The sequence below is a fragment of the Serratia ureilytica genome (assembly GCF_013375155.1).
GTDB classification, from domain to species: domain Bacteria; phylum Pseudomonadota; class Gammaproteobacteria; order Enterobacterales; family Enterobacteriaceae; genus Serratia; species Serratia ureilytica.
Map to the genome: position 1 here is coordinate 144465 of NZ_JABXOF010000007.1, position 13831 is coordinate 158295.

The following is a 13831-nucleotide window of genomic DNA, read 5'->3' on the forward strand; positions in this document are numbered from 1 at the left end:
ATGGCGATTTCCGGCAATACGGCAACGAGGGGCGCGCCGCTTATCGAACTGCAACAGCTGTCGATGACCTTCGGCGGGCAGCGCGCGCTGAACGATATTTCATTGGCGCTGATGCCGGGGGAGGTGCACTGCCTGGCCGGCACCAATGGCTGCGGCAAGAGTACGTTGATCAAGGCGATCGCCGGCGTGTATCAACCGGATGACGGCAGCCGCATTACCTTCGATGGGCAAACCTTCGGCCGGCTATCGCCGGATCAGGCGCGCGCCTTCGGCATTCAGGTGATCTATCAGGATCTGTCGCTGTTTCCCAACCTGACGGTGGCGGAAAACATCGCCTTTGAGCACAACCTGCACGGGCTATTGGGATGGCACCGCCCGGCGAGGCTGCGGCGCACCGCCGAGCGCCTGCTGCAGGAGCTGAATTTCAATCTCGATCTCGACAAACCGGTAGCGGAACTGCCGATCGCCCAGCGCCAGCAGGTGGCGATTTGCCGCGCGCTGGTGGCGCAGGCACGGCTGGTGATCATGGATGAACCGACCGCCTCGCTGACCCGCACCGAGGTCAATCAGCTGCTGCGCACGGTGGATTATTTGAAAGCGCAGGGCATCTGCGTGGTGTTCGTCAGCCACCGGCTGGACGAGGTGCTGGAGATCTCCGATCGCGTCACGGTGATCCGCGACGGCAACAAGATCGGCACCTGGCCGGCGGCGGAGATCACCGGCGATCGCCTGACCGAATTGATGACCGGCCTGACGCTGGACTATCGCCTGAAGTCACCGAGCATGAATAAGGATCGGGTGATGCTGGAGGCGGATCGTCTCAGCCGCGCCGGGCAGTATCACGATGTCAGCTTCCGCCTGCATCAGGGCGAGGTGCTCGGGCTGTGCGGACTGCTCGGCTCCGGGCGCACCGAGCTGGCGCTGAGCCTGTTCGGCATGACCCGGCCGGACAGCGGCAAGCTTTACCTCGACAGCAAACCGGTGCGCTTTCGCGGCCATGAGGACGCGATCAGGGCCGGCATCGGTTATGTCTCGGAGGATCGCCTGACGCTGGGGCTGGTGCAGCAACAGTCGGTGGCGGACAACGCGGTGCTGACCATTCTCGATAAGCTGCGCGGGCGTTTTCGCCTGATCGACGATTACCGCAAGAATCGCATCGTCGCGGAGTGGATCGCCAAACTCGGCGTGCGGGTGGCGGATCCGGATCAGGCGGTTTCGACGCTGTCCGGCGGTAATCAGCAAAAGATCGTGCTGGCCAAGTGGGTGCTGACCCAACCGCGGATCCTGATCCTCGACTCGCCGACCGTCGGTGTCGACGTCGGCGCCAAGGCCAGCATCTACCAACTGATCCATCTGCTGGCGCAGGAGGGGATCGCGATTCTGCTGATCTCCGACGAGGTGCCCGAGGTGTATTACAACTGCGATCGGGTGCTGCACTTCAGCGGCGGCAGCGTGATCGGCGAGTACCTGCCGGAGCAGGTGAGCCAGCAGCAGCTGGCGGAGGCGGTTAATGCGTAGATTCAGTCTGAAACCGCGCGGCAACGAAGGCTACCTGGCCTGGGTGCTGCTGCTGACGGTCATCGTCTTTTCGCTGCTCAGCGATCAGTTTTTGACGGTGCAAAACCTGCTCGATCTCAGCGAAAGCTACGCGGTGAGCGGCATATTCGCTCTCGGCCTGTTCGTGGTGCTGGTGACCGGCGGCATCGACATTTCCTTCGCCGCAGTCGCCTCGGTGGTGCAGTACCTGATCGCCACGCTGGCGACGCATTACGGCCTGGCCAGCCCGACGGGCAGTATTTTGCTGGCGTTGGCGATCGGCGCCGCGCTCGGCATGGTCAACGCGCTGTTGATCTACTGCCTGCGCATCGTCTCGATCATCGTCACCATCAGCATGCAGGCGTTGTTGTTCGGCATGCTGATGTGGCTGACCAACGGCCGCAGCCTGTACGCATTGCCGGACTGGTGGACGCTGCCGCGCAGCGTGCTGCCGTTCCAACTGGGTGAGCAGAGCTATCAGCTCGGTTTGCCGACGCTGGTGATGCTGGCGGTGGCGCTGCTGACCTGGCTGCTGCTGAACAAAACGCACCTCGGGCGCCAGCTGTTTGCCGTGGGCGGGGATGCGGAGTCGGCGCGGCGCATCGGCATCCGCGTCGGTCTGCTGCATCTGTTCGCCTATGGCTATCTGGGCGCGATGGCGGCGATCGGCGGCCTGGTGCAGGTGTATCGCATGGGGGAAGTGGTGCCCAATGCGCTGGTGGGCGGCGAGCTCGACGTGCTGGCGGCGGCGGTGCTGGGTGGCGCCAGCCTGAACGGCGGCAAGGGCAGCGTTGTCGGCACGCTGATGGGCGTGTTCCTGATCGGCGTGCTGAAAAACGGCCTTAACCTGATCGGCGTGTCCAGCTACTTCATGAACGTGGTGATCGGTCTGGTGATCGTCGCGGCGATCACCGTCACTCACTACAAGAAACGCAAAGAAACCGACGTTGGTTTCGCCTGAGGAGCGCTTGATGGGCAACAACCTGAAATTTCGTCTGGACGGGGCCGCCGTCGGTTTGCTGGCCTTGCTGCTGGCGGTGGTGCTCGCCTTCAGCCTGCTGATGCCGGGGCGCTTCTTCAGCGGCGCCACCTTCACCAGCGTGGCCTTCCAACTGCCGGAACTGGGCCTGCTGACCCTGGCGATGTTCATTCCGATCCTCAGCGGCGGCCTGAACCTGTGCATTATCGCCAGCGCCAACCTGACCAGCCTGCTGATGGCCTGGCTGTTCATCAGCTACCTGCCGGCGGACGCCGGGCTGGGCTTGCAGGCGCTGTGGCTGGCCTTGGCGCTGGCGGCGGCGATGCTGCTGGCCGGGCTTATCGGCGCGGCGACCGGCGCACTGGTGGCCTACGTCGGCGCGCACCCGATTTTGGTGACGCTGGCCACCATGACCACGGTCAACGGCATCGGCATCTACCTGACGCGCGGCGCAGCCCTGAGCGGCATGCCGGAGATCGTGCGGTTTATCGGCGCCGAGAGCGTGCTGGGCGTGCCGGTGCCACTGTGGATCTTTCTGGCGGTCGCCGCCTTGCTGGCGCTGTTCCTGCAGAAAACCCGGCTCGGCAAATGCATCTACATGAGCGGCAGCAACATCAACGCCACCCACTTCAGCGGCGTGAATACCCATCGGGTGCTGATCGCCATTTACACCCTCTCCAGCCTGCTGTGCGTCATTGCAGGGCTGGTGATGATGGCGCGCTTCAACTCGGCGCGCATGGGCTACGGCGACTCTTACCTGCTGCTCACGGTGCTGGCGATCATTCTGGGCGGCACCGATCCGTTCGGCGGTTTTGGCCGGGTCAGCGGCGTGGTGCTGGCGCTGATCGTGCTACAGGTGATCGCGACCGGTTTGAATCTGATGAACGTCAGCCCGCATTTCAGTCTGGCGATGTGGGGCGCCGTGCTGATCGCGGTGCTGGCGCTGAAGTTTTTCCGGCATCGCTATCGGCAGCGGCGGGCGATGCGCCGCAGCGCGGCCCAGGCCAGAACCGCGGCGGGCCACTGATCCTTTTCCCTTTTGCGCAGGATAACGCTAATGAAATACCAGATTTCGCCTTCACTGATGTGCATGAACCTGATGGATATCCGCCAGCAATTGGCGGTGCTGAACCGCCGCGCCGATATGCTGCATATCGACATCATGGACGGGCATTACGTTAAAAACATCACGCTGTCGCCGTTCTTTATCGAACAGATCCGCCCGCACACTTCGTTGTTGCTGGATGTGCATCTGATGGTGGAGAACCCGACCGACTTTATCGAGCCAATCGCCCGCGCCGGCGCGGACTTTATCTGCCCGCACGCTGAAACCATCAACCGCGACGCGTTTCGGGTGATCAATCAAATCCGCGCGCTGGGCAAAAAAGTGGGGGTGGTGCTGAACCCGGCCACGCCGGTGGAGTTTATTCGCCACTACCTTCACCTGCTGGACAAGGTCACCGTCATGACCGTCGATCCGGGCTATGCCGGGCAGCCGTTCATTCCCGAGATGCTGGAAAAGATCCGCCAATTGCGCGATCTGAAAAGCCAACAAAATCTGCGCTATCTGATCGAGATCGACGGATCCTGCAACCAGCGCACTTACCGCGATCTGATGGGCGCCGGTGCAGAAGTGTTGATCGTCGGCAGCTCCGGGCTGTTCAATCTCGATCCGGATCTGGAGACGGCATGGGAAAAAATGCTGGATCAGATGCGGCAGGCGGCCTGAGGCGGGGGACATGATGCGGTATTTTCTTGGCGTTGACGTCGGCGGCACCAATACCCGCCTGCTGTTGATGGATGATGAAGGTGAATTCAGCGGTTACTGCAAGATAGCGACCGCCGACTGGGCGCGGCAGGCCGATCCGCTGGCGGCGTTGGGCCGGCTGATCGCCGGGCATTGCCAAGATCGTCAGGTGGCGCAGGTGATGCTGGGGCTGCCGGGGATCCTCAGCCGCGATCGCTCGCGGGTGCTGTCGCTGCCGTTTATCCCGGCGCTGGACGCTCAGCCGGTGGCGGCGCTGTTGGCCGATTTGCTGGCGCTGCCGGTGCGAATGGACAAGGACGTCAATCATCTGCTGTGGTGGGATCTGCAGCAGCTGCCTGCGTTGCCGCAGGTGGCGGTCGGGCTGTATCTGGGCACCGGCATGGGCAACAGCCTGTGGCTGAACGGCGATTTTTACCACGGCGCGCACGGCGCCGCCGGCGAGCTGGGGCACATTCCCTGGCCGGGCCATCAGGGCGAATGCCCGTGCGGTAAACGGGGCTGCGTCGAGAGTCTGACGTCCGGTCACTGGCTAACCGGCTGGGCGCGCGCCAACGCGGCGCAAACGCCGTTCGACCGGTTGTTCGAACGCCACGGCGATCATCCTGATCTGCAGCGCTTCGTCGAGCGATTGGCGCAGACCATCGCCATCGAAATGAACGTGCTCGATCCCCAGCAGCTGATCCTGGGCGGCGGCGTGATCGCCATGAGCGGTTTCCCGTTGGCACTTCTGGAACAAGAGATCCGCCGCCATTTGCGCGGGCCGCAGCCGGCGCAGGGGCTGGCGATCTCCATCAGCCGCCTGACCGATGAAACCGGCAGCAAAGGCGCCTGCCTGGCCGCCCGGCGCCACCTCCAATTGAGCAGGGAGTACCCGCAATGAAAGGCAAAGTCTGCGTGTTCGGTTCGTTCAACCTGGATATCGTCGCCGGCATGGCGCGCTTTCCGCAGCCCGGCGAATCGCTGATCGCCCGCAACAGCATGATGGGCGCGGGCGGTAAGGGGGCCAACCAGGCCACCGCTGCGCTGCGCGCTGGGGCGCGGGTGCATTATATCGGCAAGGTGGGGCGCGACGACTTCGGCACCTTCGCCCGGCGCCACCTCGCCGCCGCCGGTTTCGATGCGGTGACGCTGTTCTCGACCGGCGATTGCCCGACCGGCAATGCGCTTATCTACGTTGCCGGCGAGGATGCGGAGAACATGATCGCCGTCGATCCCGGCGCCAACCTGACGGTCAGCGAGGACGAGGTGCGCCAGTGCCGCCCGGCGATCGCCGCGGCGGATATTCTGTTGACCCAGCTGGAGAACAACCTGCCGGCGATCGAACAAGTGATCGCCATCGCCCGCGAAGCGCAAACGTTCATCATACTCAACCCGGCGCCGTTTCAGCCGGTGCCGGACAGCCTGTTGGCGCAGGTCGATCTGCTGACGCCCAACGCCACCGAGTGCACGTTGCTGACCGGCGTGCCGGTGCGCGATGTGGCTTCGGCGCGCCAGGCGGCGCAGGTGCTGCACGCCAAGGGCATTCGTTTGCTGATCGTGACGTTGGGCACGCAGGGGGCGTTGTTCTCGGATGGGGAACACAGTGAGCTGATCCCGGCGTTTCCGGCGCAGCCGAAAGACACCACCGGCGCGGGGGATGCGTTTAACGGCGCTCTGGCGGCGCAGCTGGCGAATCAGGTGCCGTTAGCCGAGGCGGTGCGCTTTGCCGCCGCCTATGCGGCGGTCTGCGTGGAGCGCGCCGGTGCGGCGGGATCGATGCCGAGTTATGAGGAGGCGTTGGAACGCCAGCAGGCGTTCGCTTGACGTTGACGGGCTGCGGCGCAGAGGCGGCAGCCCGGCTCCCTTACTTCAACCAGCCTTTGCGCTGCGCGTCCCGCAGATGTTGCTCCATATGGCGCCACAGCTCGGGATGCACGTCGGCGATCGACGCATTGCGCGCCAGCACCTGCTCCAGGCTGATGCCGTTTTCTACCCAGCTCTGGCCTTCATTGTGCAGATTCATCAGCATCGGCATGGTGCGATCCAGCAGTAAGGCAAAGCGCGCATCGGCGCTTTCGCCGTCTTCATATTCCTGCCATAAAGCGGTGAAATACTCGCGCTGAGCCTCCGGCAACATGCCGAACAGACGGCGCGCCGCCGCCACTTCCTGATCGTGGATCGCCGCGCGGGCCGCCAGATCGTAGACCAGCACGTCACCGGCGTCGATTTCCACGATGTCATGCAGCAGCGCCATCTGGATCACGCGCTGAATGTCTACGTCATCACCGGCGTACGGGGCCAGGCTCATGGCGGCGATGGCGAAGTGCCAACTGTGTTCGGCGGAGTTTTCCTGGCGCTGGGTGCCCAGCACTTTGGTGCGGCGTTGCACGCCTTTCAACTTATCGATTTCCATCAGGAACTGGATGGCCTGGGTCATTGAACCGAAATCTAACGCGGGTACAGCGGATGACATGGTGTAAACCTCAAGGTGGGTGGGTTGAAGCCTGACGATTGTAGACCACCGGGCAGGGGATTTCGATGGTTACACGCGTTCACATTTTTATTTTAGCGTACACGTGTACACTGGAATTATTCTCAGTTAAGCTGCTTTGCGTTAATTTCGAACAAAGCAGGGCATTTTGAGGGGTTGCGCGTTATGGGGAAAACGGACGTAGTGAAAGCCGGGACCAATAAGATTGTCGCCGCGGCTTATCCGTGGGCGGAAGAGATCGCCAACAGCATCAGCCATGGCATCGGGCTGGTGTTCGGCATCGTCGGCCTGGTGTTGCTGTTGGTGCAGGCGGTGAATACCGGCGCCGATGCGACGGCCATCACCAGTTACAGCCTGTACGGCGGCAGTATGATCCTGCTGTTTCTCGCTTCCACGCTGTACCATGCGATTCCGCACCAGAAGGCCAAGCATTGGCTGAAAAAATTCGATCACTGCGCCATTTATCTCCTGATTGCCGGCACTTACACACCGTTTTTGCTGGTGGGGCTGGATTCGCCGCTGGCGAAGGGATTGATGGCGGTAATCTGGGGGTTGGCGCTGCTCGGCGTGCTGTTCAAACTGGCCTTCGCCCACCGTTTTGAAGCCCTGTCGTTGGTGACCTACCTGACGATGGGCTGGCTGTCGCTGATCGTGATTTATCAGTTGGTCACGCGGCTGGAGGCCGGCGGCGTCACGCTGCTGGCGATCGGCGGGGTGGTCTATACCCTGGGCGTGATTTTCTACGCTTCCAAGCGCATTCGCTTTGGCCACGCCATCTGGCACGGCTTCGTGCTCGGCGGCAGCGCCTGCCATTTCATGGCGATCTACCTGTACGTCTAAGCGTTGCCGCTACGTCTGAATGCGTATTGAACTGGCGCCTCTTTTGTTTTAAAAAAGAGGCGCTTGCTTCTTTCGGGTATCCAGCAAGCCCGTTCCTTCATTTCTGAGCCCGCATACCGTTTCTTTAACCTCTGTTCAGGACTCACCAAGATGATCGTTCGCTTATCCAAAGCGCTGCTGGTCTGCGCTATCGCCTTGTTCGCTTCGCTGGTCGCCTTCGGCAACATCACCGACTACGGCTCCAACTTCGCCTTCGTGCGCCACGTCTTTATGATGGACACGATTTTCCCCGACGCCACCATCGGCTACCGCTCGATACAGACGCCGTGGCTGCATCACGCCGGTTATATTTTCATCATTGCGCTGGAGGGCCTGACCGCGCTGCTGTGCTGGATTGGCGGCCTGCGCCTGCTGTGTGGCCTGAAACTGCCTGCGCACGCCTTTAACGGCCGGAAAAAGCTGGCGGTAGTGGGGTTGACGCTGGGCTTCCTCACCTGGCAGGTCGGCTTTATGTCGATTGGGGGCGAGTGGTTTGGCATGTGGATGTCGAAGCAGTGGAACGGCGTGCCGGATGCGTTTCGCTTCTTCGTCACCATCATTCTGGTGCTGATTTATCTGGTGCAGCGCGACGGGGAATTGGACGAGTAACGAAGATGGCCGCAGGCAGGGGGCCTGCGGCCGACGGATTATTTCTCTTCGGCCAGCGAGTAGGGCAACGGTTTGATCGCCAACTGGCTGGCGGCATCGTCGCGCACCCGCAGCTTGCTGTCGGCATCCAGATCGTTGTTCATCACCACCTGCACCCACAGCGTGCCGTCGGCCAACTGACTCGACGCCAGTACGGTGCCGGTGCGGCGCCAGTTTTCCCCCAGCTGCAGCTCCAGATCTTCCGCCGCCTGCGGGGCGCGGGCCGCTTTACCTTCCAGCCAGTAGAGCGCACGCTTGTTGGCGCCGCGGAATTTGGCGCGCGCCACCATCTCCTGACCGGTATAGCAACCCTTGCTGAAGCTGATGCCTTCCAGCGCCTGCAGGTTGGTGGCCTGCGGGATCAGCTGCGCGCTGTTGGCGGCGTCGATAACCGGATAACCGGCTTCGATCTCCAGGGCCAGCCATTGGCTGCTGTCATTCAGTTCCGCCTGGTCATGCAGTTTGCCGATCAGCTGTTCGGCTACGGCGGGGCGGGTCACCAGCAGAAAACGTTCCGCCGGCGCAGCGAAGTGCAGAATCGTGGTTTCGCCTTCCTGCACCACCGGGTGCTCGGCGTCCGGCAATGTGGCGAACAGGCCCGTCAGCGCGGCGCGCGCCTGGAAACCGGCGACGCCCAGCAATACCGCGTCATTATCGGCGGCGATAGTGACTTTGGAAAACACCGCGTATTTTTTGATTTCCGCCAGTTGGCTGTCCAGCACGCTGCGGCGTTCCAGATAGGCGAAGCCTTCGCCTCGGTGGAACAGACGCAGGTTGCTCCACATTTTGCCCTTGGCGTCGCAGTGGGCGCACAGCACGTGTTGATCGGCCGCTAGCGCGTCGATGTCCGCCGTCACCTGGCCCTGGAGATATTTCACCGTGTCCGGCCCGTTCAGCGTCACCAGCGCCCAATCTTCCAGCGAGATCAGCGTCAGGGGAAGATGGGTGGAAGCGGAGGGCTGACGGGGTGGGAATGGAATGTTATGCGCCATAGTAAGTTCCTGCTCAACGTTTAGCTTACCTGAAGGGTATTGAGCCCATGGTAAAAGAGGCGGCGGGCTTTGCAAACTGTTATTCGCGCCGTGGCGCCGGGGTGCGCTTTTTTTGGCATTTTGCGCTTTATTGCGTTTTCCGCAGCAAAGCGCCTTCCCGGCGTGTATGTCAAATTGTTACTCTATAGGCTTGCGGCCAGGGCACCCTTGCAGACAGATCCCCGGCTGATGGAATTATATTGCGACGGCGTTGCCATACAGTGTGTCATTTGAACCCTGCGCTGGCGCTGCCGCGCTGAAAAGAGGTGAGTCATAACAACATGGATATTAACAACAAAGCACGTATTCACTGGGCTTGCCGTCGTGGCATGCGCGAGCTGGACATCTCCATCATGCCGTTCTTCGAATACGAATACGACAGCCTGAATGACGCGGACAAGGCGCTGTTTATCCGCCTGCTGGAGTGTGACGATCCCGATTTGTTCAACTGGCTGATGAATCATGGCGCGCCGCAGGACGGCGAGCTGCAGAGAATGGTGACCCTGATCCAAACGCGAAATAAAGACCGTGGCCCAGTGGCGATGTGATATCCGCATTTCCTGGCGCACCCAGCTGTTTTCACTGTTGACCCACGGCGTTCTGATCCTGCTGATCCTGATTTCGCCCTGGCCGGAGGGCTTTGGCCCGCTCTGGCTGGTGCTGCTGACGCTGGTGGTGTTTCAGTGCATTCGCAGCCAGAAGCGCATCGCCGCGGTGCAGGGTGAGCTGCGGCTGCTGGCGGACAGGCGTTTCAGCTGGCACGGCCGCGAGTGGCGGCTGGCGAAAAAACCGTGGATGCCGGGTTACGGCATGCTGTTGACGCTGCAGCCGATGGAGGGCAAAAAGCGCCGCCGGCTGTGGCTGGCTTCCGACTGCATGAGCAAAGAGGAGTGGCGCCACCTGCGGCAGCTGTTGCTGCATCCGCCGGCGGGTAACGGCGAGGAACCCTGATGAAACCCGTACTCTGGTTGGTGGAGGATGAACCCAGCATTGCCGATACGCTGGTTTACACGCTGGAGAGCGAAGGCTTCGAAGTACGCTGGTTCGAACGTGCGGAACCGGCGTTGCAGGCGCTGGCGCAAGGCGCGCCCGTGCTCGCTATCCTCGATGTCGGTTTGCCGGATATCAACGGCTTTGAATTGTGTCGCCGCCTACTGGCTCAGGCGGCTGACCTGCCGATTCTGTTTCTTACCGCCCGCAGTGATGAAGTGGATCGCCTGATCGGGCTGGAGATCGGCGCCGACGACTATGTCGCCAAGCCGTTCTCCCCTCGTGAGGTCAGCGCCCGGGTGCGCACCATTTTGCGCCGCCTGCATAAGCAGCAGCGCCTGCAACAGAGCGCGCGCTACCATTTCGGTGCTTTCACGCTCGATGAAGATGCGGCCACCATCTCCTACCATCAGCGGCCGCTGCCGCTGACCCGTTACGAATACCTGCTGCTGAAGACGTTGCTGTTGGCGCCGGGGCGGGTGTTCTCGCGGCAGCAACTGATGGAAAGCGTTTGGGCGCAGGCGGAAGAAAGCCTGGATCGCACCGTCGATACCCACATTAAAACGCTGCGCGCTAAGCTGCGTGCGGTTGAGCCCGGTGAGCCGCCGATCCACACCCACCGCGGATTGGGCTACAGCGTGAGCCGCCAGCCATGAAAATTGGCCTGCGCCTGCTGCTGGGATATTTTCTGATCGTGGCGGTGGCCGGGTACTTCGTGCTGAGCATTTTCGTCCAGGAAGTGAAGCCCGGCGTGCGGCGCGCTACCGAAGGCACGCTGGTGGACACCGCCAACCTGCTGGCGCAGATCGCCCGTCAGGACATGCAGCGCGGCGATGCGGCGCATGGCCAACTGGCGCAGGCGTTCACGCAGCTGAACCAGCGGCCGATCGGCGCCAATATCTCCGGCATCCGCAAGGATCGCAGCGAATACCACGTCTATCTTACCGATGCCCAGGGGCGGGTTATCTTCGATTCTGCCGGCCGCGCGCAGGGGCAGGACTATTCGCGCTGGAATGACGTTTATCGGACGCTACGCGGTGAGTACGGCGCTCGCAGTACCCGCAGCGATCCAGAAGATGAAAACAGTTCGGTGATGTATGTGGCCGCGCCGGTGATAGAACAAGGGCGTATTATCGGCGTGCTCACCGTGGGCAAACCCAACAGCACCATGGCGCCGGTGATCAAACGCAGCGAACGGCGCATTCTGTGGGCCGGCGCGTTGCTGCTGGGGATTGCGCTGCTGATCGGCGCGGTATTCGTCTGGTGGATCAACCGTTCGATAGGCCGGCTGGTGCGTTATGCCGACGGGGTGGCGCAAGGGGAAATCGCGCCGCTGCCCAAAGTGGGCGGCCGGGAATTGACGCAGCTGGCGCAGGCGTTGGAGAGCATGCGGCTGAAGCTGGAAGGCAAAGCTTATATCGAACAGTATGCACATACCCTGACGCATGAGCTGAAAAGCCCGCTGGCGGCGATCAGGGGCGCGGCGGAGCTGTTGCAGGAACTGCCGCCGCCGGAGACCGCCCGGCGTTTTCTCACCAACATCGAGCAGCAAAGCGCACGCATCCAGCAACTGGTGGACAAACTGCTGGTGCAGGCGCGGCTGGAGAGTCGGCCAGACATGGAGACCGCGCCCATCGCGATCGCGGCGCTGGTCAGCCAGACGATGGCGGGCAAAGAAGCGCAGGCGACGCAGCGCGGCGTCAGATTGCAACTGGAGGCGTTGGCGGAGGTGACGCTGAACGGCGATGCGTTGCTGATCAGCCAGGCGCTGACCAACCTGCTGGACAATGCGATCGACTTTACTCCGCCGGGCGGTTGCGTCAGCGTGCGAGGCGAACGGCGGGAACAGCATTACTGCATCAGCGTTTGCGATGACGGCAGCGGCATTCCGGACTATGCGCTCGATAAGGTGTTCGAGCGTTTTTATTCGCTGCCGCGCGCCGAACGGCCGAAAAGCAGCGGGCTGGGGCTGAACTTCGTGCAGGAGGTCGCCCGTCTGCATCATGGCTGCATTCACCTGTGCAACCGCCGGCCGCACGGGGTGGAAGCGACTTTCATGTTATCGCTGTAACTTCACCTTCCCTTCACATAACCACATTCTGATTTCACCTGCGGATTTTATCGTGGCCTCATAACCTACGAGGAGCGAGCATGATGAAATCGGTACTTTTCTGGAAAATAACCACGCTGCTGGGATTGATGGTGGTGATGTTGATCCCCATCGCCCAACTGATGAGCGTGATCGACGAGCGCAGCGGCTATCGGCAAAGCGTGGTCGGGCAGGTGAGCGAAAGCACCAGCGGGGCGCAGCGCGTGCTCGGCCCGTTGATTGTCATTCCCTATGTCGAACGCGAAGAGAAGAAAGACGAGAAAGGGCAAACGGTAGTGCAGCGGGTGCAGCATTACCGCTATTTGCTGCCTGAGTCGCTTCAGGTGCAGGGGGCGCCGAAAGTAGAGGTGCGCAAACTGGGTATTTATCAAACGCAAGTTTACCAGGGGCCGCTGAGCTTCAAGGTGCGTTTCGGCCAGCCGGAGCTGACGGATTTGCAACGCGCCAACGTGACCGTCGGCCAGCCGTTCCTGCTGGTGGCGCTGAGTGACTCTCGCGGCATCAAGAGCATTTCTCCGCTGGCAATGCCGCAGCCGGTGGCGTTTGAGCCAGGCACCGGCGTGGGATCGTTGCGCCAGGGGATCCACGCCCCGCTGACGCTGGCGATGCTGCAACAAAAAGAGGGGCTGAACGCCGACTTCACCCTGACGTTGGCGGGCACCAGCAGCCTGTCGTTGGTGCCGCTGGGGCGCAGCAGCGAGCTGCAGCTGCAAAGCAACTGGCCGCATCCGAATTTCCTCGGCAACTTTCTGCCGGACGAACGCAAGGTGACGGAGCAGGGGTTTAGCGCTCGCTGGCGCAGCACCTGGTTTGCCAACAACATCAACAGTGCGTTCTATTACGACGATGGCATTATCGACGAGGACAAGCTGCCGGCCTTCAGCGCCAGCCTGGTCGAACCGGTCGATCATTATCAGCTGACCGAGCGCGCGGTCAAATACGCGCTGCTGTTTATCGGGCTGACGTTTATGGCATTTTTCCTGTTCGAAACCCTGACCGGGCTGCGGGTGCACCCGATTCAATATCTGTTGGTCGGCGCGGCGCTGGTATTGTTCTACCTGATTCTGCTGGCCTTCTCCGAACACCTGGGATTCGCTCTCGCTTACCTGGCGGCCAGCATCGCCTGCAGCGGACTGATCGGCTTTTATCTGAGCGCCGTACTGCGCGGCAAGCTGCGCGGTGCGCTGTTCGCCGCGAGCCTATTGCTGTTGTATGGCGTGCTCTATTTGCTGTTGCAGTCGGAGGACAATGCGTTGGTGCTGGGAGCAGGGCTGCTGTTCGCCATTCTGGCGGGCATTATGCTGTTGACGCGCAAACTGGACTGGTATCAGGTGGCTGATCCGGCGCGTTTGACCAAGGAAACGCCAGCTGCGGAAGACGAGCCACGCTTCCGTCTGTGGAAATAAGCGAGGGGGATCGG

Annotated in this window: 15 protein-coding genes; 13 read left to right on the forward strand and 2 right to left on the reverse strand. The window is 61.8% G+C overall.

Features of this window, described 5'->3' with window-relative positions:
* From HWW83_RS14375 to rbsK, 6 genes are read left to right on the forward strand one after another with little or no spacing between them, the layout of a single operon-like run.
* Positions 1-1518: a sugar ABC transporter ATP-binding protein gene (locus HWW83_RS14375; protein WP_033644760.1), complete on the forward strand. Its 1518-nt coding sequence runs from the start codon at positions 1-3 to the stop codon at positions 1516-1518.
* Positions 1511-2497, forward strand: coding sequence for an ABC transporter permease (locus HWW83_RS14380; protein WP_033652174.1), 987 nt, complete (start codon positions 1511-1513; stop codon positions 2495-2497). The genes HWW83_RS14375 and HWW83_RS14380 overlap by 8 nt, the downstream gene beginning before the upstream one ends.
* A gap of 10 nt (positions 2498-2507) precedes the next feature.
* Complete coding sequence (locus tag HWW83_RS14385; RefSeq protein WP_033644763.1) at positions 2508-3542, forward strand: ABC transporter permease; 1035 nt, start codon at positions 2508-2510, stop codon at positions 3540-3542.
* Between the two features lie 30 nt (positions 3543-3572).
* Entirely contained in the window at positions 3573-4244 is a 672-nt protein-coding gene (gene alsE / locus HWW83_RS14390) for a D-allulose 6-phosphate 3-epimerase (protein WP_033644765.1), read from the forward strand.
* 10 nt (positions 4245-4254) lie between these two features.
* Positions 4255-5163 (forward strand): allose kinase, encoded by a 909-nt coding sequence (alsK, locus tag HWW83_RS14395; protein ID WP_176589381.1) that lies wholly within the window; start codon positions 4255-4257, stop codon positions 5161-5163.
* Positions 5160-6086 carry a ribokinase gene (rbsK, locus tag HWW83_RS14400; protein ID WP_176589382.1) on the forward strand — a complete coding sequence of 309 codons (927 nt, stop codon included), beginning with the start codon at positions 5160-5162 and terminating at the stop codon, positions 6084-6086. The genes alsK and rbsK overlap by 4 nt, the downstream gene beginning before the upstream one ends.
* A gap of 40 nt (positions 6087-6126) precedes the next feature.
* On the opposite strand, the gene HWW83_RS14405 is transcribed toward rbsK, so the two are convergent.
* A complete protein-coding gene (locus tag HWW83_RS14405) occupies positions 6127-6735 on the reverse strand; it encodes an HD domain-containing protein (RefSeq protein ID WP_004931670.1) in 609 nt (202 codons plus the stop codon).
* Between the two features lie 183 nt (positions 6736-6918).
* Between HWW83_RS14405 and trhA the strand changes: the two genes are divergently transcribed.
* Complete coding sequence (trhA, locus tag HWW83_RS14410; RefSeq protein ID WP_033644772.1) at positions 6919-7593, forward strand: PAQR family membrane homeostasis protein TrhA; 675 nt, start codon at positions 6919-6921, stop codon at positions 7591-7593.
* Positions 7594-7743: 150 nt separating this feature from the next.
* A complete protein-coding gene (locus HWW83_RS14415) occupies positions 7744-8241 on the forward strand; it encodes a DUF2165 family protein (RefSeq protein ID WP_110147385.1) in 498 nt (165 codons plus the stop codon).
* Positions 8242-8279: 38 nt separating this feature from the next.
* On the opposite strand, the gene ygfZ is transcribed toward HWW83_RS14415, so the two are convergent.
* On the reverse strand, positions 8280-9272 hold the full coding sequence (ygfZ, locus tag HWW83_RS14420; RefSeq protein WP_176589383.1) for a tRNA-modifying protein YgfZ: 993 nt from the start codon (positions 9270-9272) through the stop codon (positions 8280-8282).
* 320 nt (positions 9273-9592) lie between these two features.
* On the opposite strand from ygfZ, the gene sdhE reads away from it, so the two are divergent.
* From sdhE to creD, 5 genes are all read left to right on the forward strand, one after another.
* Complete coding sequence (gene sdhE, locus HWW83_RS14425) at positions 9593-9859, forward strand: FAD assembly factor SdhE (protein ID WP_004931679.1); 267 nt, start codon at positions 9593-9595, stop codon at positions 9857-9859.
* The gene (locus HWW83_RS14430) at positions 9840-10262 is read left to right on the forward strand and encodes a protein YgfX (RefSeq protein ID WP_016929976.1); all 423 of its coding nucleotides are present in this window, start codon (positions 9840-9842) and stop codon (positions 10260-10262) included. Before sdhE ends, HWW83_RS14430 begins: the two co-directional genes overlap by 20 nt.
* Entirely contained in the window at positions 10262-10957 is a 696-nt protein-coding gene (creB, locus tag HWW83_RS14435; protein WP_047573795.1) for a two-component system response regulator CreB, read from the forward strand. The genes HWW83_RS14430 and creB overlap by 1 nt, the downstream gene beginning before the upstream one ends.
* The gene (gene creC, locus HWW83_RS14440; protein WP_176589384.1) at positions 10954-12372 is read left to right on the forward strand and encodes a two-component system sensor histidine kinase CreC; all 1419 of its coding nucleotides are present in this window, start codon (positions 10954-10956) and stop codon (positions 12370-12372) included. Before creB ends, creC begins: the two co-directional genes overlap by 4 nt.
* Positions 12373-12452: 80 nt before the next feature.
* Entirely contained in the window at positions 12453-13817 is a 1365-nt protein-coding gene (gene creD, locus HWW83_RS14445; protein ID WP_033652165.1) for a cell envelope integrity protein CreD, read from the forward strand.
* Positions 13818-13831: the final 14 nt, after the last annotated feature.

What these genes read in the sequence shown, in the direction of transcription:
- HWW83_RS14375 (WP_033644760.1), top strand. Translation starts at nt 1, where the DNA reads ATGGCGATTTCCGGCAATACGGCAACGAGGGGCGCGCCGCTTATCGAA.
- HWW83_RS14380 (WP_033652174.1), top strand. Translation starts at nt 1,511, where the DNA reads ATGCGTAGATTCAGTCTGAAACCGCGCGGCAACGAAGGCTACCTGGCC.
- HWW83_RS14385 (WP_033644763.1), top strand. Translation starts at nt 2,508, where the DNA reads ATGGGCAACAACCTGAAATTTCGTCTGGACGGGGCCGCCGTCGGTTTG.
- alsE (WP_033644765.1), top strand. Translation starts at nt 3,573, where the DNA reads ATGAAATACCAGATTTCGCCTTCACTGATGTGCATGAACCTGATGGAT.
- alsK (WP_176589381.1), top strand. Translation starts at nt 4,255, where the DNA reads ATGATGCGGTATTTTCTTGGCGTTGACGTCGGCGGCACCAATACCCGC.
- rbsK (WP_176589382.1), top strand. Translation starts at nt 5,160, where the DNA reads ATGAAAGGCAAAGTCTGCGTGTTCGGTTCGTTCAACCTGGATATCGTC.
- HWW83_RS14405 (WP_004931670.1), bottom strand. Translation starts at nt 6,735, where the DNA reads ATGTCATCCGCTGTACCCGCGTTAGATTTCGGTTCAATGACCCAGGCC.
- trhA (WP_033644772.1), top strand. Translation starts at nt 6,919, where the DNA reads ATGGGGAAAACGGACGTAGTGAAAGCCGGGACCAATAAGATTGTCGCC.
- HWW83_RS14415 (WP_110147385.1), top strand. Translation starts at nt 7,744, where the DNA reads ATGATCGTTCGCTTATCCAAAGCGCTGCTGGTCTGCGCTATCGCCTTG.
- ygfZ (WP_176589383.1), bottom strand. Translation starts at nt 9,272, where the DNA reads ATGGCGCATAACATTCCATTCCCACCCCGTCAGCCCTCCGCTTCCACC.
- sdhE (WP_004931679.1), top strand. Translation starts at nt 9,593, where the DNA reads ATGGATATTAACAACAAAGCACGTATTCACTGGGCTTGCCGTCGTGGC.
- creB (WP_047573795.1), top strand. Translation starts at nt 10,262, where the DNA reads ATGAAACCCGTACTCTGGTTGGTGGAGGATGAACCCAGCATTGCCGAT.
- creC (WP_176589384.1), top strand. Translation starts at nt 10,954, where the DNA reads ATGAAAATTGGCCTGCGCCTGCTGCTGGGATATTTTCTGATCGTGGCG.
- creD (WP_033652165.1), top strand. Translation starts at nt 12,453, where the DNA reads ATGATGAAATCGGTACTTTTCTGGAAAATAACCACGCTGCTGGGATTG.